The organism is Phaeovulum molybdatiresistens, from assembly GCF_023544865.1.
GTDB lineage: Bacteria > Pseudomonadota > Alphaproteobacteria > Rhodobacterales > Rhodobacteraceae > Pontitalea.
Window position 1 is genome coordinate 22,552 of sequence record NZ_JAMJFX010000004.1, and the last position, 20,543, is coordinate 43,094.

A 20,543-nucleotide genomic window follows, 5' to 3' on the forward strand; every position below is an offset into this window, starting at 1 on the left:
CATCAGCGCGCCTATCCTCACGGCCAAAGAACAGGCAAAGAGGCAGAGAATGCGCACCCCCGCCCGGCAGGCCGCGCCGCAATTTTCCCAACCCGTGCGTCAGGTCCTGATGATGCTGATCGTCCTGGGGCTGGTGGGCTTGGGCGGCTGGGTCGCCTATGCGCGCATCTATCCGATTTTTTTGTCGAACCCCTGGCTGAACGGGGCGATCCTGGCGGTCTTTGTGGTCGGCGTGCTGGCCTGTTTCTGGCAGGTGGTGCAGCTGATCAAATCCGTCAGCTGGATCGAAGCCTTCGCCGCCGACCGCAACGGCCCGCGCGCGGCCCGCGCGCCGTCGCTTCTAGCGCCGCTGGCGGCGCTGCTGGGCAGCCGCAGCGCGCAGCGCGAAATCGCCACATCCTCGGCCCGGTCCATCTTGGAATCGGTCGCCACCCGCATCGACGAGGCCCGCGACATCACGCGCTATGTCGCCAACCTGCTGATTTTCCTTGGCCTTCTGGGGACGTTCTATGGCCTTGCCACCACGGTCCCGGCGGTGGTCGAAACCATTCGCGCGCTTGCGCCCCAGGAAGGCGAAACCGGGATCGAGGTGTTCGACAAGCTGATGACCGGCCTTGAGGCGCAGCTGGGCGGCATGGGCACGGCCTTTTCCTCATCGCTGCTGGGGCTGGCGGGCTCGCTGGTGGTGGGGCTGCTGGAACTGTTCGTGACCCACGGCCAGAACCGCTTTTTCCGCGAGCTTGAGGAATGGATTTCCTCGATCACGCGGCTGTCTTTCGCCGGCGCCGATGCCGAGGGCGAGGCGAACATGGCGGTGGCCGTGCTGGACCACATGGCCGAGCAGATGGAGGAATTGCGCGCGCTGTTCGCAGGGTCGGACGTGGCCGCGCGCGCGCTGGATCAGCGCATCGGGCATCTGGTGGCGGGCGTTGAACAGCTGACCGACCAGCTGGGCACCGAGGCCGATGCCGGCGCGCTGCTGACGCGCATCGCCGAAGGCCAGGACCGGATGATCTCTGGCATGGCCGCGCTGGCCGAACGGATCGAAAACAGCCTTGGTAGCGGCGCCGAAGCCGAGGCCGAGGCGCGGATGCGCCTGCGGTCGATCGACGCGCAGCTGTTGCGCCTGCTGGAAGAGCTTTCGGCCGGGCGGCAGGAAACCATGGCCGACCTGCGCCACGATTTCGCGGCACTGACGCGGGCGATCTTGTCGCAGCGCGCGTCCCGCCCGGGGCAGGAGGGCTAGGCCATGGCGCTTGCCCGGCGCGGCCAGCAACGCTTTTCGGCAACCATCTGGCCCGGCTTCGTCGACGCGATGACGGCGCTTTTGCTGGTGCTGATGTTCGTGCTGACCATCTTCATGGTCGTGCAATCGGTCCTGCGTGAAACGATCTCATCCAAGGAAAACGAGCTTTCGGCTTTGTCGGAACAGGTGGCGGGGCTGGCTCGCGCGCTTGCGTTGGAGGAATCGCGCGCAGCAGACCTGGAAAATTCGCTGGCGGGCGCCCGGCAGGAGGCCAGCGCCCAGGCGGCGCTGATCGCCACGCTCAGCGCGCGGCTGGACGAACGCACCGCTGAACTGGACGCCGCGGGCCAGCGCATCACCGCCTTTGAGGCGCAGGTGGCCGCCCTGCTGACCCAGCGCGATACCGCACTGGCCGAACGTGACAGCGCGCGCGCGGATGCCACGGCGCGCGCCGATGAGCTGCGCCTGGACCGCGCCACGATCGAGGAGTTGCGCGCCAAGCTGCAGGCGTCAGGCGATGAACTGGCGGCGATGACGCTGGCGCTGGAAGAAAGCCGCCGGCGGGCCGAGGAAACCTTGACCCTTCTGGCCGCGGCCGAAGCCGCCAAGCGCGATCTGCAACTGGACATCGACAAACAGATGGGCGCGGCGGAAAAACAGGCCGCTTTGCTGGCCGTGGCCGAGGCCGCGCTGGCGGATCAGAAGGAACTGTCCGCCAGCGCGGCGCGCCGGGTGACTCTTCTGAACGAGCAGGTCGCGGCCCTGCGGGGACAGTTGGCCGAGTTGCAAGGCATTCTGGATGCTGCCAAGGCCCGCGATACCGAGGCGCAGGTTCAGCTGGAAACCCTGGGCGCCCAGCTGAACGCGGCGCTGGCACAGGTGGCGGCGGAACAAAAACGCCGCGCCGAGCTTGAGGCCGAGGCACGCCGCAAGGCCGAGGAAGAAGCGCGCGACCTTGCGCGCTATCGATCCGAATTTTTCGGGCGGCTGTCGCAGATCCTGGCAGGGCGCGAAGGCGTCAGGGTCGTGGGCGACCGCTTCGTATTCTCCTCCGAAGTGCTGTTCGAGCCCGGATCGGCGGATCTGTCCCCGGAAGGGTGGGCGCAGATCGCGCAGGTGGCCACGATGCTCAACACGCTATCGGGCCAGATTCCGTCCGAAATCGACTGGATCATCCGGGTGGATGGCCATACCGACGACACGCCATTGTCGGGCCAGGGCGCATTTGCGGACAATTGGGAACTAAGCCAGGCGCGCGCCCTGTCGGTCGTGCGTGCAATGATCGCCGATTTCGATTTCCCCCCCGAAAGGCTTGCTGCCACAGGCTTTGGCGAACACCGTCCCGTGCTGGCGGGAACATCCGCCGAGGCGCGTGCCGCAAACCGGCGCATCGAATTGAAACTGACGGAACGCTAAGGCCCCAGCCGCAAGGCAGCGCGGCCGATGTCGCAGGGGGCTGTCTGCCCCCTCTTGGCCTTCGGCCAATTCAGCCCCGGGGATATTTGGGCAAATCCGAAGGGATAAGAGTTCGGCTTTGTCCAAATATCCCCGGGGGTCCGGGGGCAGGCAGCCCCCGGCCTTGCCTGTCGCGCGCGGGCCGATCAGCCCGCAGTCAGCAGCGGCGGTTTGCTGCCCGACAGGCGGGGTTTCTGCGGCTCTTCGATATCCAGCGTGATCGCATCGTCTTTCACGGCCACCCGCACGACGCCGCCCTTGGTAAGGCGGCCGAACAGCAATTCCTCGGCCAGCGGCTTTTTGATGTGCTCCTGGATCACGCGCCCAAGGGGGCGGGCGCCCATTCGGTCGTCATACCCCTTTTCCGCCAGCCAGTTTGCCGCTTCGGGGGTCAGTTCGATATGCACGTTCCGGTCGATCAGCTGGGCTTCCAGCTGCAACACGAACTTGTCGACCACCTGCAGGATCACATCGCGCGACAGCGGTGCAAAGCTGACGATAGCGTCAAGGCGGTTGCGGAATTCCGGCGTGAAGGTGCGCTCGATCGCGGCGGTATCCTCACCCTCGCGGCGTTCGCGGCCAAAACCGATGGCTGCCTTGGCCTGTTCGGCCGCACCGGCATTCGACGTCATGATCAGGATCACGTTGCGGAAATCCACCTGCCGACCGTTGTGGTCGGTCAGCTTGCCGTGATCCATCACCTGCAGCAGGATGTTGTAGACATCCGGATGGGCCTTTTCGATTTCATCAAGCAGAAGCACGCAATGCGGATGCTGGTCCACGCCATCGGTCAGCATGCCGCCCTGATCGAAGCCGACATAACCCGGAGGTGCGCCTATCAGGCGGGAGACCGCATGTTTCTCCATGTATTCGGACATGTCGAAGCGCAGGAGTTCGACGCCCAGCGTATCGGCCAGTTGCTTGGCAACCTCGGTCTTGCCGACGCCGGTGGGGCCGGCGAAGAGGTAGTTGCCGATCGGCTTTTCGGGTTCGCGCAGGCCCGCGCGTGCCAGCTTGATCGCCGAGGACAGGGTTTCGATCGCCTTGTCCTGGCCGAAGACCACGCGCTTGAGCGTCTTTTCCAGATCGCGCAGCACCTCGGCATCGTCCTTGGACACGTTTTTCGGCGGGATGCGGGCGATCTTGGCGACCACGGCCTCGATTTCCTTGGCGCCGATGGTCTTGCGGCGTTTGGATTCCGCGAGAAGATGCTGGGCGGCGCCGGCCTCATCGATCACGTCAATTGCCTTGTCGGGCAGTTTACGGTCGTGGATGTAGCGCGCCGACAGTTCGACCGCCGCCTTGATCGCGTCATTGGTGTAGCGGATGTCGTGATGATCCTCGAAATAGGGTTTCAGGCCCATCAGGATCTTGATGGAATCGCCGACCGAGGGTTCGTTCACATCGATTTTCTGGAACCGGCGGGCGAGCGCGCGGTCCTTTTCGAAATGCTGGCGGAATTCCTTGTAGGTGGTTGACCCCATGCAGCGCAGCTTGCCGCCCGCCAGCGCGGGTTTCAGCAGGTTCGAGGCATCCATCGCCCCGCCCGAGGTGGCGCCCGCGCCGATCACGGTGTGGATTTCATCGATGAACAGGATCGCATCGGGGTGGTCTTCCAGTTCCTTGACCACCGCCTTCAGCCGTTCTTCGAAATCGCCGCGATAGCGGGTGCCGGCCAACAGCGCGCCCATGTCGAGCGAAAAGATCGTGGCCTTCTTCAGGATGTCGGGGGTTTCGCCGCGCGTGATCTTGAGCGCGAGGCCTTCGGCGATGGCGGTCTTGCCCACGCCGGGATCGCCCACCAGCAGCGGGTTGTTCTTGCGCCGGCGGCACAGCACCTGGATGCAGCGTTCGACCTCGGCTTCGCGGCCGATCAGCGGGTCGACGTCGCCCTTTTTCGATTTGGCGTTCAGGTCCACGCAATATTTCGCCAGCGCCGATTCCTTGGCCTCGGCGGGGTTGGGGTCGGATTTCTGCTCCTCATCCGCGCCCAGAACGGGGCGGGCTTCGCCGAATTCGGGGTCCTTGGCGACGCCGTGGGCGATAAAATTCACCGCGTCATAGCGCGTCATGTCCTGTTCCTGCAGGAAGAAGGCGGCGTTGGATTCGCGTTCGGCAAAGATCGCGACCAGGACGTTGGCGCCCGTCACCTCGGTCCGGCCCGAGGATTGCACATGGATCGCCGCGCGCTGGATCACGCGCTGGAAGGCGGCGGTGGGCACGGCTTCGGACCCCTCGATCTCGGTGATCAGGGTGGACAGGTCATCATCGATGAATTCGGTCAGGGTCTGGCGCAGGTCGTCCAGGTCGACCGAGCAGGCCCGCATCACGCGGGCGGCGTCGGGTTCGTCGATCAGCGCCAAGAGCAGGTGTTCCAGCGTGGCCAGTTCATGGCGCCGCGCATTTGCCAGCGCCAGTGCACCATGAATGGCTTGTTCGAGAGTGGTCGAGAACGAAGGCATCTGGTGCTCCTTTATCCGTCGAGGGGTTGGGTCGGCCCGTTGCCGATCCTTGCCCCCATAAGGTTAAACTTCGGTGGAAATCCGCCGGCTTCAAGTCCTTTCTCGCAGAAAGGTGGTCTGGCGGGGGCTGTTGGGGGAAATGTGATCGCCCGGACGACCGGGCGGCGCGGGAACGGGCACAGGCCATGCGCGTCAGATGGGGGCTTGCGGCGGTTTTGCAAGGGGGGCGGGGCCGCGATGGGCCAGCAGCAGGGCGATCAGATCGGTGCGGGTGATCACGCCGACCAGGTGGCCGCCCGAGGTGACCGGAACCACCCGTGCGGCGCGTTCGGACAGCTGTTCCAGCAAGGCGCCGACGGGGGTTGCGGCATCGACGGGCGCGATATCCGATGACATCAGCACCGCGGCCTCGGCCTCGGGGACGGCGGGGCGCAGCGCCACGATCCGGCGCCGCGCGGTGGCCAGTTCGCGCGCCAGTTCCCGCACCACCGCGGCCAGATCCACCAGCCCCAGGTATCGCCCCTCGCTGTCGGTGACGGGCAGGCTTTTGGTGCCGGTCTGGTCGAATTTGCGCAGGATTTCGGACAGTGGCGCGTCTGGGCCGATCGTGACCGGCGCGGGCGTCATGATCTGGGCGACGGTGGTGGCCGAAAACAGCGCCTGGGTGGCGAGGGCCTCGGCGGCGGCGATCAGGCGGGCCAGGTCGGCGGGGCCGAGGTTGGCGGACTGGTTGAACTCGCTCAGCAGCCGTTCCAGCTCGGCCCGGGGCAGGGGGGCGGCGCGGCGCGCGGGGCCTTGGGCGGTGCGCGCGGTGTGCAGCTGGCGCAGCGGATAGGCCCGGCCCGTCAGCTGATGCCAGCCGATGCCCAACAGCACCAGAACCAGCGTCAGCGCCGCGACCGGCATCAGCGCGAAGGAAAAGCCAAGCTGACGCCCCGCCTCATATTCCAGCACCGCCAGCAGGGCGATGCCCGCCGCGGGCGGATGCAGCGCGCGCAGCGCCATCATGGCGGCGATGGAAATGGCCACCGCCAGCCCGTCCGCAAAGGGCGGCGGCACCAGCCGCAGGACCGCGACCGAGACCAGGGCGGAAACGGTATTGCCCACGACCGCCGGCCAGGGCTGTGCCAGCGGGCTGTTGGGCAGCACGAAGATCAGCACCGCCGTCGAGGCCAGCGAGGACACAAGATAGATCCCTGTCGTGCGCGCCCCGGGCAGGGCGTGGACCATCAGCGCCGCGATCAGAATTCCCAGGCCCGCCCCCAAAGCGGTGCGCCCGATATCGACCCAAGGCCTGCGGCCCATCGGCGGGCCGAAGGCGCGCAGCGTTGGCTTGCGGGGGGCAGCGTCGTGGTGCCCGGTATCGGTTGCGGGGCGGGCTGTGGGGTCCGGCATCCGGACCTCAGAACCGGTCCTTGCGGGCGCGTGCCTCGGTAAAGACGGCCAGCGGCTCGGCGCCGTCCATCCCCAGCGCCCGCGCCAGCGCCGGATCGGCGGCGCGCAGGAAGGGGTTTGTCGCGCATTCCAGCGCAAGCGTCACCGGCACCGTCGGGTGGCCTGCGGCGCGCGCGGCGCGGACCTGATCCATCCGTGCGCAAAGCGCCGGGTGATCGGGTTCCAGCGACAGGGCAAAGCGGCCATTGGCCTCGGTATATTCATGCCCCGAACAAACCAGCGTATCGCCGGGCAGCGCGGCCAGACGGGTCAGCGTGTCATGCATCTGCGCCGGCGTGCCCTCGAACAGGCGGCCGCAGCCCCAGGCCATCAGGCTGTCGCCGGTGAACAGCAGCCCCGCATCCGGAAAGTGATAGGCGACATGGCCCAGCGTGTGGCCCGGCGCGTCGATCACCGCGACCGATTCCATGCCGATGTGCAACGTGTCGCCGGGGGCCACGGCCTCGGTCAGGGGGGGCAGGCGGTGCGCATCGGCCGCGGCGCCGATCACCCGCGCGCCGGTGGCCGCGGCCAGGGCGGCCACCCCGTCGATATGGTCGTTGTGGTGATGGGTCAGCAGGATATGGCTTAGCTTCCAGCCCCGCGCATCCAGCGCGCGCAGCACCGGCACCGCATCGGGGACATCGACCACCGTGGTGGTGTCGGTTGCCGCGTCATGGACGATATAGGCATAGTTGTCCGCGCGGCAGGGAATGGTGACAAGATCCAGGGGCATGGCTTTTTGCATCGGCTTGCTTATGTTGGGGGACAGCTTCGCCCAAGGGACGCCGCGACGCAATGCATCTTGATGTGCTTGACCTGCGCAATTTCTACTATCGCACGCAGCTTGGCCGCGCGGCGCAAAAGGCGGTGCGTGACCGGGTCGTGGCGTTGTGGCCTGCGACAGCGGCGGAAATGGCGGGGCAGACGGTGGTGGGCTACGGCTTTGCCGTCCCCCTGCTGCGCCCCTATCTGGACCCTGCGCGCCGGGTGATCGGGCTGATGCCGGGCCAGCAGGGGGTGATGCCCTGGCCCGCGGGGATGCCCAATGTCTCGGTCCTGTGCGAAGAGGCCCGCTGGCCGATCGAGACCGGGATGGTGGACCGGCTGATCCTGATGCACGGGCTGGAAACCTCGGACCATCCGGCGGCTTTGCTGGAGGAATGTCGGCGCGTTCTGGGCCCGGGGGGGCGGGCGCTGCTGATCGTGCCCAACCGGGTCGGGCTTTGGGCGCCGCGCGAAACCACGCCGTTCGGCTTTGGCCGCCCCTACACGATGGGCCAGCTGGAGGCGCAGGCGCGGCGCGCGGGGTTCGTGCCCGAACGCCATGCCGCGGCGTTGTATATCCCGCCGTCGGATCGTCGCTTCTGGTTGCGCTCGGCGCCGATGTGGGAACGCATGGGCCAGCGCGTCTCGGGCCTGCTGGCGGCGGGGGTGCTGATGCTTGAAGTGTCCCGGCAGGTCCATGCCGCGCGCGGGCCACGCCTGCCGGCGGCCGTGCGCAAGCCGCTGGCGATCCTGGAAGGGGCCGCCCGCCCCGTCGCCGATCCAGCCTGAGGGGCTATGGTGAATCACCCCCGCCCACGCGCGGGGGCACGGGGCCGCCCGCCCTGTTAGCGCCGCGACTTTTCCCGCCCCCCGCCCGGCCCCGCGCGGGCGCGCCCGGATCGCGGCCAAAAAGCGGCGCATGGGGTCACTTTCTGGTGTGCAAGACGGTTGCGAGGGTGGGGAGGCTCTGCTACACGCGGGGCCGATTGAGACGTGCGGGCAACCGCACGCCACGGGGGGCCTCTGGCCCGGCGCCATCCGGCACGGGAAGACAGGGGCGAAGTCATCGGAAGGGTGGACGTGTCCGAACCAGCTTCGATTTCCGCAGCCATCGCCGGGCGCTATGCCACGGCCGTTTTCGAACTTGCACGCGAGGCCAAGGGCCTCAAGGCGCTTGAAGCCGATGTGGACGCGCTGGCCGCGGCGCTGGACGGTTCGGCCGACCTGGCCGATCTGATCAGCTCGCCGGTCTACACGCGCGAACAGCAGGGCGCTGCGATCGGCGCGCTGGCGGCCAAGATGGGCCTGTCGGCGCCGCTGGCCAATGGCCTTGCGCTGATGGCGCAAAAGCGCCGGCTTTTCGCGTTGCCGGCGATGATCAAGGCGCTTGCCGCGCTGATCGCAGAAGAAAAGGGCGAAGTGACCGCCGAGGTCACCTCTGCCACCGCGCTGACCAAGGCGCAGGCCGACAAACTGGCCGCCGCGCTGAAGGCGCAGACGGGCAAGACCGTCAAACTGAACATGTCCGTCGATGAAAAGCTCATCGGCGGGATGATCGTCAAACTGGGTTCGAAGATGATCGACACTTCGGTCGCCTCGAAGCTCTCGTCTCTCCAGAATGCCATGAAAGAGGTCGGATAATGGGAATCCAAGCCGCAGAGATCTCTGCTATCCTCAAAGAGCAGATCAAGAACTTCGGGCAGGACGCCCAGGTCGCCGAAGTCGGCCGCGTGCTGTCGGTTGGTGACGGTATCGCCCGCGTCCACGGGCTCGACAACGTCCAGGCGGGCGAGATGGTCGAATTCCCCGGCGGTATCCGCGGGATGGCGCTGAACCTTGAAATCGACAACGTCGGCGTCGTGATCTTCGGTTCCGACCGCGACATCAAGGAAGGCGACACCGTCAAGCGCACCCAGTCCATCGTGGACGTGCCGGTTGGCGAGGCGCTGCTGGGCCGCGTGGTCGATGGCCTTGGCAACCCGATCGACGGCAAGGGCCCGATCGCCGCGACCGAGCGTCGCGTGGCCGACGTCAAGGCCCCGGGCATCATTCCGCGTAAATCGGTGCATGAACCGATGGCCACCGGCCTGAAATCGGTCGACGCCATGATCCCCGTTGGCCGCGGCCAGCGCGAACTGATCATCGGCGACCGTCAGACCGGCAAGACCGCGATCGCGCTGGACACGATCCTGAACCAGAAAGTCTATAACGACGCGAACCCGGCGAACAAGCTGCATTGCTTCTACGTCGCGATCGGCCAGAAGCGTTCGACCGTGGCGCAGCTGGTGAAGAAGCTGGAAGAAACCGGCGCGATGGAATACACCACCGTCATCGCCGCGACCGCGTCCGACCCGGCGCCGATGCAGTTCCTGGCGCCCTATTCGGGTACCGCGATGGCCGAATATTTCCGTGACTCGGGCCGCCATGCGCTGATCATCTATGATGACCTGTCCAAGCAGGCCGTGTCCTACCGCCAGATGTCGCTGCTGCTGCGCCGTCCGCCGGGGCGTGAAGCCTATCCGGGCGACGTGTTCTACCTGCACTCGCGCCTGCTGGAACGTTCGGCCAAGCTGAACGAAGATTTCGGCTCGGGCTCGCTGACCGCGCTGCCGATCATCGAAACCCAGGGTGGCGACGTGTCGGCCTTCATCCCGACCAACGTGATCTCGATCACCGACGGCCAGATCTTCCTGGAAACCGAACTGTTCTACCAGGGCATCCGCCCGGCCGTGAACACCGGTCTGTCGGTGTCGCGCGTGGGTTCGTCCGCGCAGACCAATGCGATGAAGTCGGTCGCGGGTCCGGTGAAACTGGAACTGGCGCAGTATCGCGAAATGGCGGCCTTCGCGCAGTTCGGTTCGGACCTTGACGCCGCCACGCAGAAGCTGCTGAACCGCGGCGCCCGCCTGACGGAACTGATGAAGCAGCCGCAGTATTCGCCGCTGACCAACGCGGAAATCGTGGCCGTCATCTTCGCCGGCACCAAGGGCTTCCTCGATGCCATTCCGGTCAAGGAAGTGGGCCGTTGGGAACAGGGCCTTCTGGCTTATCTGCGGTCCAACCGCCGCGATATCCTGGACTGGCTGACCAAGGACGACCCCAAGATCAAGGGCGAGGCCGAAGACAAGTTGAAAGCTGCGATCGAAGAATTCGCCAAGACCTTCGCGTAAGCGTCACGAGAGGACAGGGACATGCCCAGCCTTAAGGACCTTAAGAACCGGATCCAGAGCGTCAAGAACACGCGAAAGATCACCAAGGCGATGCAGATGGTCGCGGCCGCAAAATTGCGCCGCGCCCAGGAAGCCGCCGAAAGCGCCCGGCCCTATGCCGAGCGTATGGAAGCCGTCATGACCGGGCTTGCCGCCTCGGTCGGCGGCTCGACCAGCGCGCCCCGGCTTCTGGCCGGGACGGGCTCCGATCGGGTCCACCTGCTGGTGGTGATGACCGGCGAACGCGGGCTTTGCGGTGGCTTCAACGCCAATATCGCCAAGCTGGCCAAGCAGCGCGCCGCTGAGCTGATCGCCCAGGGCAAGACGGTCAAGATCCTGACCGTCGGCAAGAAGGGGCGCGATGCGCTGCGCCGCGACTTTGGCCAGTACTTTGTGGCCCATGTCGATCTGTCCGAGGTCAAGCGCATCGGCTATGCCAATGCGCAAGAGATCGCCCGCGACCTGCTGGCGCGTTTCGACGCGGGCGAGTTTGACGTGGCCACGATCTTCTTCTCGCGCTTCGAAAGCGTGATCAGCCAGGTGCCGACGGCACGCCAGATCATCCCCGCCGAGTTCGACGGCGAGGCCACGGTTTCCGCGGTCTACGACTATGAACCCAGCGAGGAAGCGATCCTGGCCGATCTTCTGCCCCGTGGTGTCGCAACGCAGATCTTCGCCGCCCTTCTGGAAAACAACGCCTCGTTCAACGGGGCGCAGATGTCGGCGATGGACAACGCGACGCGCAACGCGGGCGAAATGATCGACAAGCTGACGATCGAGTTCAACCGCTCGCGTCAGGCCGTGATCACCAACGAGCTTATCGAAATCATTTCGGGCGCCGAGGCGCTCTGACGGAACCGGAGATAGACAATGGCAAGCAAAGGCAAAGTCACGCAGGTGATCGGCGCCGTCGTGGACGTGCAGTTCGAAGACGGCCTGCCTGCGATCCTGAACGCACTCGAAACCGAGAACAACGGCAAGAAACTGGTGCTTGAAGTGGCCCAGCACCTGGGTGAAAATACCGTCCGCGCCATCGCGATGGACGCGACCGAGGGTCTGGTCCGTGGCGCCCCCGTGTCCGACACCGGGGCCCCGATCTCGGTTCCGGTTGGTAACGCGACGCTGGGCCGCATCCTGAACGTCATCGGCGAGCCGGTGGACGAAAAGGGCCCGGTCGTGGCCTCGGAACACCGCGCCATCCACCAGCCCGCCCCGGATTTCGCGGCCCAGTCGACGGCCTCGGAAATCCTGGTGACCGGCATCAAGGTCATCGACCTGCTGGCCCCCTATTCCAAGGGCGGCAAGATCGGCCTGTTCGGCGGCGCCGGCGTGGGCAAGACCGTTCTGATCATGGAACTGATCAACAACATCGCCAAGGTGCACTCGGGCTTCTCGGTGTTCGCGGGTGTTGGTGAACGGACCCGTGAAGGCAACGACCTGTATCACGAGATGATTGAATCGGGCGTTATCGTCCCCGACAATCTGGAAGAGTCCAAGGTGGCGCTGGTCTATGGCCAGATGAACGAACCGCCGGGCGCGCGTATGCGTGTGGCGCTGTCGGGCCTGACGCTGGCCGAACAGTTCCGCGACCAGTCGGGCACCGACGTTCTGTTCTTCGTCGACAACATCTTCCGCTTCACGCAAGCGGGTTCCGAGGTGTCGGCGCTTCTGGGCCGTATCCCCTCCGCCGTGGGCTATCAGCCGACGCTGGCCACCGACATGGGCGCGCTGCAGGAACGCATCACCTCGACCAAGTCAGGCTCGATCACCTCGGTGCAGGCGATCTACGTTCCGGCCGACGACCTGACCGACCCGGCGCCGGCGACCTCGTTCGCGCACCTTGACGCCACCACGGTTCTGTCGCGTGCGATTTCGGAACTGGGCATCTATCCGGCGGTGGACCCGCTCGACTCGACCTCGCGGATCCTTGACCCGCAGGTGGTGGGGCAGGAACACTACGAAACCGCCCGCGCCGTGCAGGGTATCCTGCAGCGCTACAAGTCGCTTCAGGACATCATCGCCATCCTCGGGATGGACGAACTGTCCGAAGAGGACAAGCTGACCGTGGCCCGCGCCCGCAAGATCCAGCGTTTCCTGTCGCAGCCCTTCGACGTGGCGAAGGTCTTCACCGGCTCGGACGGTGTGCAGGTTCCGCTGGAAGATACCATCCGCTCGTTCAAGGCGGTGGTGAACGGCGAATACGACCACCTGCCGGAAGCGGCCTTCTACATGGTCGGTGGCATTGACGAAGTGATCGCCAAGGCGCAGCGCCTCGCCGCCGACGCGGCGTAAGGAGGCAGTCATGGCCGATACGATGCAATTCGACCTCGTGTCGCCGGAACGGAAGCTTGCTTCCGTTCGGGCCCGCGAGGTGCGGATTCCGGGCACCGAGGGCGATCTGACCGCCATGCCGGGCCATGCGGCCCTCATGACGACGCTGCGCCCCGGCATCCTGACGGTGGTTTCTGCCGAGGGCACGGCCGAATTCGCGGTGACGGGCGGCTTTGCCGACATCACCGCCGAGTCGGTGACCGTCCTGGCCGAGCGCAGCCTTCCCAAAGCCGAGCTGACCGCCGCGATCCACGCCGAGATGGTGGCCGAAGCGCGCGCCGCGAAAGAGGCGGCCCATCCGTCCGTCGCAGATGCCGCCGCCAAGCTGCTGTCGGACATGGAGGCCCTGGGCGGCCACATCATGGGCTGACCCCTGCACCATACTGATTGACGAAAGCCCCGGAGCGATCCGGGGCTTTTCTTTTGTTTGCATCCGATTACAGTCGTCCCGCATTTCAGGACGGTATCGCATGCAGATATTCGATGGCCACAGGCTGGGGATCGCGCAGGGGTCGCTCCTGCTGTTTTCCGATTACAAGGATGGCGGCGTCATGTGGACCGGCCAAGGTCCGCGGGAAATGCGCCGCCACGTGGCCTTTGCCGAGGCCTATCGCGGGGTGCCGGTGGTGCAGGTGTCGTTGTCGATGTGGGACATTGACGCCGCGCATAACGGGCGGATGGACATTTCGACCGATGCGGTGACGCGCGAAGGCTTTGACATTGTGTTCCGGACCTGGGGCGACAGCCGGGTGGCGCGTGTGCGGGCCGACTGGCTGGCGATCGGCCCGGTTGCACATGCGGATGACTTGATGCTGGACTGACGCGCGGGTGCGCCTGGCCCCGCGCCGCCTGGCACCCATGAAAAAGGGCGCCCGAAGGCGCCCTTTTCCGTTCCCTTGCGGGGGCTGATTACATCATGCCGCCCATGCCGCCCATGTCGGGCATGCCGCCGCCAGCGGGGGCCTTGGGTTCGGGCTTGTCGGCCACCATCGCTTCGGTGGTGATCAAGAGGCCCGCGACCGAGGCTGCATCTTCCAGCGCGGTCCGGGTGACCTTGGCCGGGTCGATGACGCCGAACTTGAACATGTCGCCATATTCTTCGGTCTGCGCGTTGAAGCCGAAGGCCAGGTCGCTGGATTCGCGGATCTTGCCGGCCACAACGGCGCCGTCGACACCCGCGTTTTCCGCGATCTGGCGCATCGGCGCTTCCAGCGCGCGACGGACGATGGCGATGCCCGCGTCCTGGTCGTGGTTGGCGCCATTGAGGCCTTCCAGAACCTTGCCGGCCTGAACCAGAGCGACGCCGCCGCCCACAACGATGCCTTCCTGCACGGCCGCACGGGTCGCGTTCAGGGCGTCATCGACGCGGTCCTTGCGCTCTTTCACTTCGACTTCGGTCATGCCGCCGACGCGGATCACCGCAACGCCGCCGGCCAGCTTGGCCACACGTTCCTGCAGCTTTTCGCGGTCGTAGTCGCTGGTGGTTTCCTCGATCTGGGTGCGGATCTGGGCCACGCGGGCTTCGATCTCGGCCTTGTCGCCGGCGCCGTCCACGATCGTGGTGTTGTCCTTGGTGATCGAGACTTTCTTGGCGCGGCCCAGCATGTCCATGCCGACGTTTTCCAGCTTCATGCCCAGATCTTCCGAGATCACCTGGCCGCCGGTCAGGATCGCGATGTCCTGCAGCATGGCCTTGCGGCGATCACCGAAGCCCGGCGCCTTCACGGCGGCAATCTTCAGGCCGCCACGCAGCTTGTTGACCACCAGGGTCGCCAGCGCTTCGCCTTCCACGTCTTCGGCGATGATCAGCAGCGGCTTTTGCGACTGGATCACGGCTTCCAGCAGCGGGACCATCGGCTGCAGCGAGGACAGTTTCTTTTCGTGCAGCAGGATGAGGCAGTCTTCCAGATCCGCGATCATCTTGTCGGGGTTGGTCACGAAGTAGGGCGACAGGTAGCCGCGGTCGAACTGCATGCCTTCGACGACTTCGACCTCTGTCTCCATCCCCTTGTTTTCTTCGACGGTGATCACACCCTCGTTGCCGACCTTCTGCATCGCGTCAGCGATCTGGCGGCCGATGGTAGCTTCGCCGTTGGCCGAGATGGTGCCGACCTGGGCGACTTCGTCGCTGTCCTTCACCGGACGGGCGGCGCCCTTGATCGCCTCGACGACCTTGGTGGTGGCCAGGTCGATGCCGCGCTTGAGGTCCATCGGGTTCATGCCGGCGGCAACGGCCTTCATGCCTTCTTTCACGATGGCCTGGGCCAGAACGGTCGCGGTGGTGGTGCCGTCGCCGGCCTCATCGTTGGTGCGGGAAGCGACTTCCTTCACCATCTGCGCGCCCATGTTCTCGAACTTGTCGGAAAGCTCGATTTCCTTGGCAACCGACACACCGTCCTTGGTGATGCGCGGTGCGCCGAAGGATTTTTCGATGACAACGTTGCGGCCTTTCGGGCCCAGCGTGACCTTGACGGCATCCGCGAGGATGTTCACGCCTTTCAGCATGCGGTCGCGGGCGTCGGTGCCGAATTTAACGTCCTTGGCAGCCATATTGATCTGCTCCTGTCTTGAATTTCGTTGTGGTGGGCGTCAGGGGATCGGCGATCAGCCGATGATCCCCATGATGTCGCCTTCTTTCATGATCAGCAGCTCTTCGCCGTCCAGCGTGACCTCGGTGCCCGACCACTTGCCGAACAGGACGCGGTCGCCCACTTTGACGGAGGGCTGGATCAGCTCGCCCGAATCCTTGCGCGCGCCTTCGCCCACGGCGATCACTTCGCCCTCGGCCGGCTTTTCCTTGGCGCTGTCGGGGATGATCAGACCGCCCTTGGTCTTTTCGTCGCCTTGCACGCGCTTGACCAGCACGCGGTCGTGAAGCGGTTTGAATGCCATCTGGTAACACTCCCTAAGGTTCCAGGTTTGAAATCGATTAGCACTCACCCGTGGCGAGTGCCAACGACGAAACAGTTAGGCATGGCATCGCGCGCTGTCAACGGGGGCTTGCGCGAAAATCTGTGCCTTGGCGGGGACGGCGGGGCGTGGCAGTCTGCCCCCGGTTTATGGAGCGTTCGATGCTGCGGTTTTGCCTTGCTTTCATTCTGTGTCTTGCCGCGCCGGGGGCGCAGGCCGCCTGCGAGGGGCGCAATCTGTTTGATGCCTTGCCCGCCGAAACGCAGGCCGATCTGCGCGCCGCCGCCAATGCTGCGCCCCATGCCGAAGGGTTGATCTGGCAGGCCCGGCGCGGCACGCAGCAGATCACGCTGATCGGCACCTATCATCTGGACGATCCGCGCCATGACCGGCTTATGGCCGCGGCACTGCCCCATCTTGAGGGCGCCCGGACGCTGCTGGTTGAGGCCGGGCCGGAGGAAGAGGCCGCCCTTGCCGCCGAGATTGCTCGCAACCCCGGCGCGATGTTCGAAACCGGCGCGACGCTGCCCGAACGCCTGCCCGAAGCGGATTGGCAGCGCCTGGCCGCCGCCCTGTCGGACCGGGGCGTTCCGGCGTTTCTGGGGGCCAAGATGAAGCCCTGGTATGTCGCGATGACGCTGGCCCTGTCGCCCTGCGCCATGGCCGAGGTCGCCGCCGGGGCCAAGGGGCTGGACGGCCGGTTGATCGTCGCCGCGCAGGCGCGGGGGCTGGCGGTGCGCGCGCTGGAACCCCATGACACCGTTCTGCGCCTGTTCGCCCAGATCCCGCCCGAGGATCAGATCGACATGCTGCGCGTGGCGGTGGCCACGGCCGAGCAGGCCGATGACTATACAACCACCCTGGCTGATGCCTATTTCGACGAAACCCCGCGTCTGATCTGGGAATTCACCCGCCATGAGATGGAAACCCGGTCCGGCCTGCCGCCCGCGGCGGTGGCGGCGCAGCTGGCGTTGACCGAAGATCTGCTGATGACACAGCGCAACCTGTCATGGCTGCCGGTGATCGAGGGGGCGCTGGCCAATGGCCCCGTGGTGCTGGCCGCGGGCGCGCTGCATCTGCCGGGGCAGGGGGGGCTGCTGGCGCTGCTGGCCGAACGCGGCTTTGCGCTGGACCGGATCGCGCTGGACCTGCCTTGATCCGGCATGCCCCGGCGGGGGCAGCGGGTGACAAGCGCCGCCGCAGCGCTTATAACGCGCGCGAAACGTGACCCAGCCCGAGGTTTCCCATGACGATCAAGGTTTTCGGCCATAAGGCCCCCGACACCGATTCCACCGGCTCGCCCATCATCTGGGCCTGGTATCTGACCGAGGTGAAGGGTTCCCCGGCCGAACCCGTGTTGCTGGGGGAACCCAATACCGAAGCCGCCTTTGTCCTGAAACGCTGGGATCTGCCCAAGCCGAAGATCATCGCGGATGTGGCGCCGGGTGACGATTGCGTCGTGGTGGACACCAACAACCCCGCAGAACTGCCGCCCTCGATCAACGACGCCAATGTCATCCAGATCATCGACCACCACATGCTTGCCGGTGGCCTGAAGACCAAGGGGCCGATCGACATCACCATCCGCCCGCTGGCCTGCACCGCAACCATCATGTACGACCTGATGGGCGCGGATGCCGCGAAGATGCCCGACAACATCAAATGCGCGATGCTGTCGTGCATCCTGTCGGACACGCTGGAATTCCGCAGCCCCACCACCACCGCCCATGACCGCGAGGTCGCCGAGACCCTGGCGCAAGAACTGGGGATTTCCATCCCCGATTATGCCGAGGAACTTTTTGCCGCGAAATCTGATGTCTCGGCCTTCTCGGAGGCGGATCTGCTGCGGATGGACAGCAAGGAATATGAAGTTGCGGGCAAGCAGCTGCGCGTCAGCGTGCTGGAAACCACCGCGCCCAAGGTCATCCTGGACCGCAAGGCCAGCCTGATGGCGGCGATGCCCGCCGTCGCGGCCCAGGACGGCGCCGATCAGGTTCTGCTGTTCGTGGTCGACATCCTGCGCGAAGAAGCCACGCTGTTGGTGCCCAACGATCTGGTCCGCCAGATCGCCGAGGCATCCTTCCCCTGCAAGGTGGAAGGCGATTCGGTCGTGCTGCCCGGCATCATGAGCCGGAAAAAGCAGATCATCCCGGCGCTGAAACTCTGACCATGGCGCGCCGGGCGGGGTAGACCGCCCCGTTCGGCGCGCCGTCGCGCCGCCTGCCCACGGGCGGCGCCCTTTCCCCTTGACGCAGGACCCCAGATGACCCGGATCATTTCCGATCTTTCCCAGATCTCCGCCGCCTATGACACGCTGTTTTGCGATCTGTGGGGCTGCCTGCACAATGGCGTCGCCCCGTTTCGGGCGGCGGTCGCGGCGCTGCAGGGCTTTCGCGCCCGGGGCGGCAAGGTGGTGCTGCTGACCAATGCCCCGCGCCCGGCCGCCTTTGTCACCGCCACGCTGGATCGTATGGGCGTGCCGCGCGATTGCTGGGATCTGGTCGTATCGTCTGGCGATGCGGCGCAGGATGCGATGTTCGCCGGCGCGGTCGGCCGCCGCATCTGGCACCTTGGCCCGGAAAAGGACCTGGGCTTTTTCAACGCCATCCCGGCGGAATGGGCCGATGCCCCGGCAATCGAGCGTGTTCCCCTGGATGAGGCCGAGGGCATCGTCTGCACCGGCCCCTTTGATGAGCAGACCGAGGTGCCCGAGGATTACCGCGCCCGATTTCTTCTGGCCAAGACCCGCAACCTGCCGATGCTCTGCGCCAATCCCGACATCGTGGTGGATATGGGCGACAAGCGTATCTATTGCGCGGGCGCACTGGCGGCGCTGTATGAGGAAATGGGCGGAACCGCGCTGTATTTCGGCAAGCCCCATCCGCCGATCTACGATCTGGCGCGCCGCAGGCTGGCCACGATCGGCGCGGGCGATGGCGGGCGTATTCTGGCGGTGGGTGACGGGATCAACACCGATATCGCGGGTGCCGCGGGCGAGGGGATTGATTCCCTTTTCGTGACCTCGGGGCTGGCGGCGGGTCAATTCGGTCCCGATCCCGACATGCCCGATGCCGATCTTCTGCAGCGCTGGCTGGCCACCCGGATGCAGGCCCCGACCTTCACGATCGGCGCCTTGCGCTGATCGCCCGTCCGGGTCGGGCGGGGATTCGCGCTGGATGGGCTCGCAATTTTGTTGCGTGTGTCAATTCATCCGTGCAAATAAATTGCGCGACCATTGCGCCGCCTTGTGGTGCGTGCTATGCTGCAGCGCAACATGAACCTCTGGCAGGGACCGCATGACCATGCTCGACAATTTTCCCCGTGGCACGATCTGCATCGAAGATATCGAAATCGGCATGGTGCGCTATCTGCGCAAAGAGGTGACCGACCGCGACATCGAACTGTTCGCCGAGGTTTCGACCGATCGCAACCCGGTGCATCTGGATGACGCCTATGCCCGCGACACGATCTTTGAGGGGCGCATTGCCCACGGCATGCTGACCGCGGGTCTGATCTCGGCGGTGATCGGCGAACAACTGCCCGGTCATGGCACCGTCTATCTGGGCCAAAGCCTGAAATTCATGGCCCCCGTCCGCCCCGGCGATGTGGTCTATGCCGAGGTCAAGGTGACCGCGATCGATCACGCGCGCCGCCGTGTGACCCTTGAAACCCACTGCGCGGTGGGCGATACGGTGGTCCTCAAGGGCGAGGCGCTGGTTCTGGCGCCCTCGCGCAAGTTCGACTGACCGGCGGTGCCCGCCGGCAAGGGCGGGGACGATGGAAACCTATACCCACTGGCAGGGCCTTCCGCAGGCTGCGCGCGGCGCATCCGTCGCCATGGGCAATTTCGACGGCGTGCATCTGGGTCATCAGTCGGTGATCGATCTGGCCCGCGGCAAAGGGCCGCTGGGCATCGTCACCTTTGAACCCCACCCGCGCCAGATCTTTGCCCCCGACGCCCCGACCTTTCGCCTGATGAACCCCGAGGCGCGCGCCCATCGCATGGAAAAGCTGGGGGTCGAACGGCTGTTCGAACTGCCTTTCAATGCCGACCTGTCGGGCATGACGCCCGAGGAATTCGCCCGCAACGTTCTGGCAACGGGGCTGGGCGTGGCCCATGTCACCGTCGGGGCCGATTTCCGTTTCGGCAAGGGCCGGACCGGCACCGGCGACGATCTGCGCGATCTGGGCGCGCGCCTTGGCTTTGGCGTGACCGTGGCGCCGTTGATGCAGGTGGCGGGGCTGGAAATCTCCTCGACCGCGATCCGCAATGCCCTGGCCGAGGGGCGTCCGCGCGATGCCGCCGCCATGCTGGGCCATTGGCACCGGATCGAGGGCGCGGTGCTGCATGGCGAAAAGCGCGGCCGCGACCTGGGCTTTCCCACCGCCAACATGAGCGTGGCCGGCCTGCACCTGCCGAAACTGGGCGTCTATGCGGTCAAGGTCGATGTGCTGACCGGCCAACATGCCGGCAGCTATCACGGCGCGGCCAGCCTTGGGGTGCGGCCGATGTTCGGGGAAAACCTGCCCAATCTGGAAACCTATCTGTTTGATTTTTCCGGCGACCTGTATGGCCAGCATCTGTCGGTGGCGCTTGTGGATTTCCTGCGCCCCGAGATGACCTTTGACGGCCTGCCCGGGCTGATCGCGCAGATGCAGGCCGATTGTGCCCGCGCGCGCGAAATCCTGGCCGCGCTCTGACGGGCGGGGCTTTCCAATTCCGCCCGG

At 65.8% G+C, this 20,543-nt stretch carries 19 protein-coding genes; 14 read left to right on the plus strand and 5 right to left on the minus strand.

The features are described 5' to 3' along the window. Positions 1 to 49: 49 nt before the first annotated feature. A complete protein-coding gene (locus MXB90_RS04510) occupies positions 50 to 1,246 on the plus strand; it encodes a biopolymer transporter ExbB (RefSeq protein ID WP_250041582.1) in 1,197 nt (398 codons plus the stop codon). Positions 1,247 to 1,249: 3 nt separating this feature from the next. Beyond that, complete coding sequence (locus tag MXB90_RS04515) at positions 1,250 to 2,662, plus strand: peptidoglycan -binding protein (protein ID WP_250041584.1); 1,413 nt, start codon at positions 1,250 to 1,252, stop codon at positions 2,660 to 2,662. 185 nt (positions 2,663 to 2,847) lie between these two features. Here MXB90_RS04515 and clpA read toward each other — a convergent pair whose 3' ends face one another. The 3 genes from clpA to gloB all read right to left on the minus strand — a co-directional run bounded on the left by clpA (position 2,848) and on the right by gloB (position 7,333). Beyond that, positions 2,848 to 5,163, minus strand: coding sequence for an ATP-dependent Clp protease ATP-binding subunit ClpA (gene clpA, locus MXB90_RS04520; protein WP_250041586.1), 2,316 nt, complete (start codon positions 5,161 to 5,163; stop codon positions 2,848 to 2,850). Between the two features lie 192 nt (positions 5,164 to 5,355). Then, positions 5,356 to 6,558: an HPP family protein gene (locus MXB90_RS04525; protein ID WP_250041588.1), complete on the minus strand. Its 1,203-nt coding sequence runs from the start codon at positions 6,556 to 6,558 to the stop codon at positions 5,356 to 5,358. 7 nt (positions 6,559 to 6,565) lie between these two features. Further along, positions 6,566 to 7,333 carry a hydroxyacylglutathione hydrolase gene (gene gloB, locus MXB90_RS04530; protein ID WP_250041590.1) on the minus strand — a complete coding sequence of 256 codons (768 nt, stop codon included), beginning with the start codon at positions 7,331 to 7,333 and terminating at the stop codon, positions 6,566 to 6,568. Positions 7,334 to 7,395: 62 nt separating this feature from the next. On the opposite strand from gloB, the gene MXB90_RS04535 reads away from it, so the two are divergent. The 7 genes from MXB90_RS04535 to MXB90_RS04565 all read left to right on the plus strand — a co-directional run bounded on the left by MXB90_RS04535 (position 7,396) and on the right by MXB90_RS04565 (position 13,726). Further along, positions 7,396 to 8,154 (plus strand): class I SAM-dependent methyltransferase, encoded by a 759-nt coding sequence (locus MXB90_RS04535; RefSeq protein WP_250041592.1) that lies wholly within the window; start codon positions 7,396 to 7,398, stop codon positions 8,152 to 8,154. 291 nt (positions 8,155 to 8,445) lie between these two features. Continuing rightward, positions 8,446 to 9,006 carry a F0F1 ATP synthase subunit delta gene (locus tag MXB90_RS04540; protein WP_250041594.1) on the plus strand — a complete coding sequence of 187 codons (561 nt, stop codon included), beginning with the start codon at positions 8,446 to 8,448 and terminating at the stop codon, positions 9,004 to 9,006. Then, positions 9,006 to 10,535: a F0F1 ATP synthase subunit alpha gene (gene atpA / locus MXB90_RS04545; protein WP_250041596.1), complete on the plus strand. Its 1,530-nt coding sequence runs from the start codon at positions 9,006 to 9,008 to the stop codon at positions 10,533 to 10,535. The genes MXB90_RS04540 and atpA overlap by 1 nt, the downstream gene beginning before the upstream one ends. A 21-nt stretch (positions 10,536 to 10,556) precedes the next feature. Continuing rightward, complete coding sequence (locus MXB90_RS04550; RefSeq protein ID WP_250041598.1) at positions 10,557 to 11,426, plus strand: F0F1 ATP synthase subunit gamma; 870 nt, start codon at positions 10,557 to 10,559, stop codon at positions 11,424 to 11,426. A gap of 18 nt (positions 11,427 to 11,444) precedes the next feature. Beyond that, positions 11,445 to 12,866, plus strand: coding sequence for a F0F1 ATP synthase subunit beta (gene atpD / locus MXB90_RS04555; protein ID WP_250041600.1), 1,422 nt, complete (start codon positions 11,445 to 11,447; stop codon positions 12,864 to 12,866). 10 nt (positions 12,867 to 12,876) lie between these two features. Further along, positions 12,877 to 13,275: a F0F1 ATP synthase subunit epsilon gene (locus MXB90_RS04560; RefSeq protein WP_250041602.1), complete on the plus strand. Its 399-nt coding sequence runs from the start codon at positions 12,877 to 12,879 to the stop codon at positions 13,273 to 13,275. A gap of 100 nt (positions 13,276 to 13,375) precedes the next feature. Continuing rightward, entirely contained in the window at positions 13,376 to 13,726 is a 351-nt protein-coding gene (locus MXB90_RS04565) for an H-type lectin domain-containing protein (protein ID WP_250041605.1), read from the plus strand. A gap of 88 nt (positions 13,727 to 13,814) precedes the next feature. Here MXB90_RS04565 and groL read toward each other — a convergent pair whose 3' ends face one another. Beyond that, the gene (gene groL, locus MXB90_RS04570) at positions 13,815 to 15,455 is read right to left on the minus strand and encodes a chaperonin GroEL (RefSeq protein WP_250041607.1); all 1,641 of its coding nucleotides are present in this window, start codon (positions 15,453 to 15,455) and stop codon (positions 13,815 to 13,817) included. Positions 15,456 to 15,509: 54 nt separating this feature from the next. Then, complete coding sequence (locus tag MXB90_RS04575) at positions 15,510 to 15,797, minus strand: co-chaperone GroES (RefSeq protein ID WP_250041610.1); 288 nt, start codon at positions 15,795 to 15,797, stop codon at positions 15,510 to 15,512. Positions 15,798 to 15,976: 179 nt separating this feature from the next. Here MXB90_RS04575 and MXB90_RS04580 point away from each other — a divergent pair, with 179 nt between their 5' ends. The 5 genes from MXB90_RS04580 to MXB90_RS04600 all read left to right on the plus strand — a co-directional run bounded on the left by MXB90_RS04580 (position 15,977) and on the right by MXB90_RS04600 (position 20,516). Beyond that, positions 15,977 to 16,972 (plus strand): TraB/GumN family protein, encoded by a 996-nt coding sequence (locus MXB90_RS04580; protein ID WP_250041612.1) that lies wholly within the window; start codon positions 15,977 to 15,979, stop codon positions 16,970 to 16,972. A gap of 89 nt (positions 16,973 to 17,061) precedes the next feature. Next, the gene (locus tag MXB90_RS04585; RefSeq protein WP_250041614.1) at positions 17,062 to 17,982 is read left to right on the plus strand and encodes a manganese-dependent inorganic pyrophosphatase; all 921 of its coding nucleotides are present in this window, start codon (positions 17,062 to 17,064) and stop codon (positions 17,980 to 17,982) included. 96 nt (positions 17,983 to 18,078) lie between these two features. Further along, on the plus strand, positions 18,079 to 18,957 hold the full coding sequence (locus tag MXB90_RS04590; protein ID WP_250041622.1) for a TIGR01459 family HAD-type hydrolase: 879 nt from the start codon (positions 18,079 to 18,081) through the stop codon (positions 18,955 to 18,957). A 160-nt stretch (positions 18,958 to 19,117) separates the two neighbouring features. Then, positions 19,118 to 19,561 carry a MaoC family dehydratase gene (locus MXB90_RS04595; protein WP_250041915.1) on the plus strand — a complete coding sequence of 148 codons (444 nt, stop codon included), beginning with the start codon at positions 19,118 to 19,120 and terminating at the stop codon, positions 19,559 to 19,561. A gap of 31 nt (positions 19,562 to 19,592) precedes the next feature. Beyond that, entirely contained in the window at positions 19,593 to 20,516 is a 924-nt protein-coding gene (locus MXB90_RS04600) for a bifunctional riboflavin kinase/FAD synthetase (RefSeq protein ID WP_250041623.1), read from the plus strand. Positions 20,517 to 20,543: the final 27 nt, after the last annotated feature.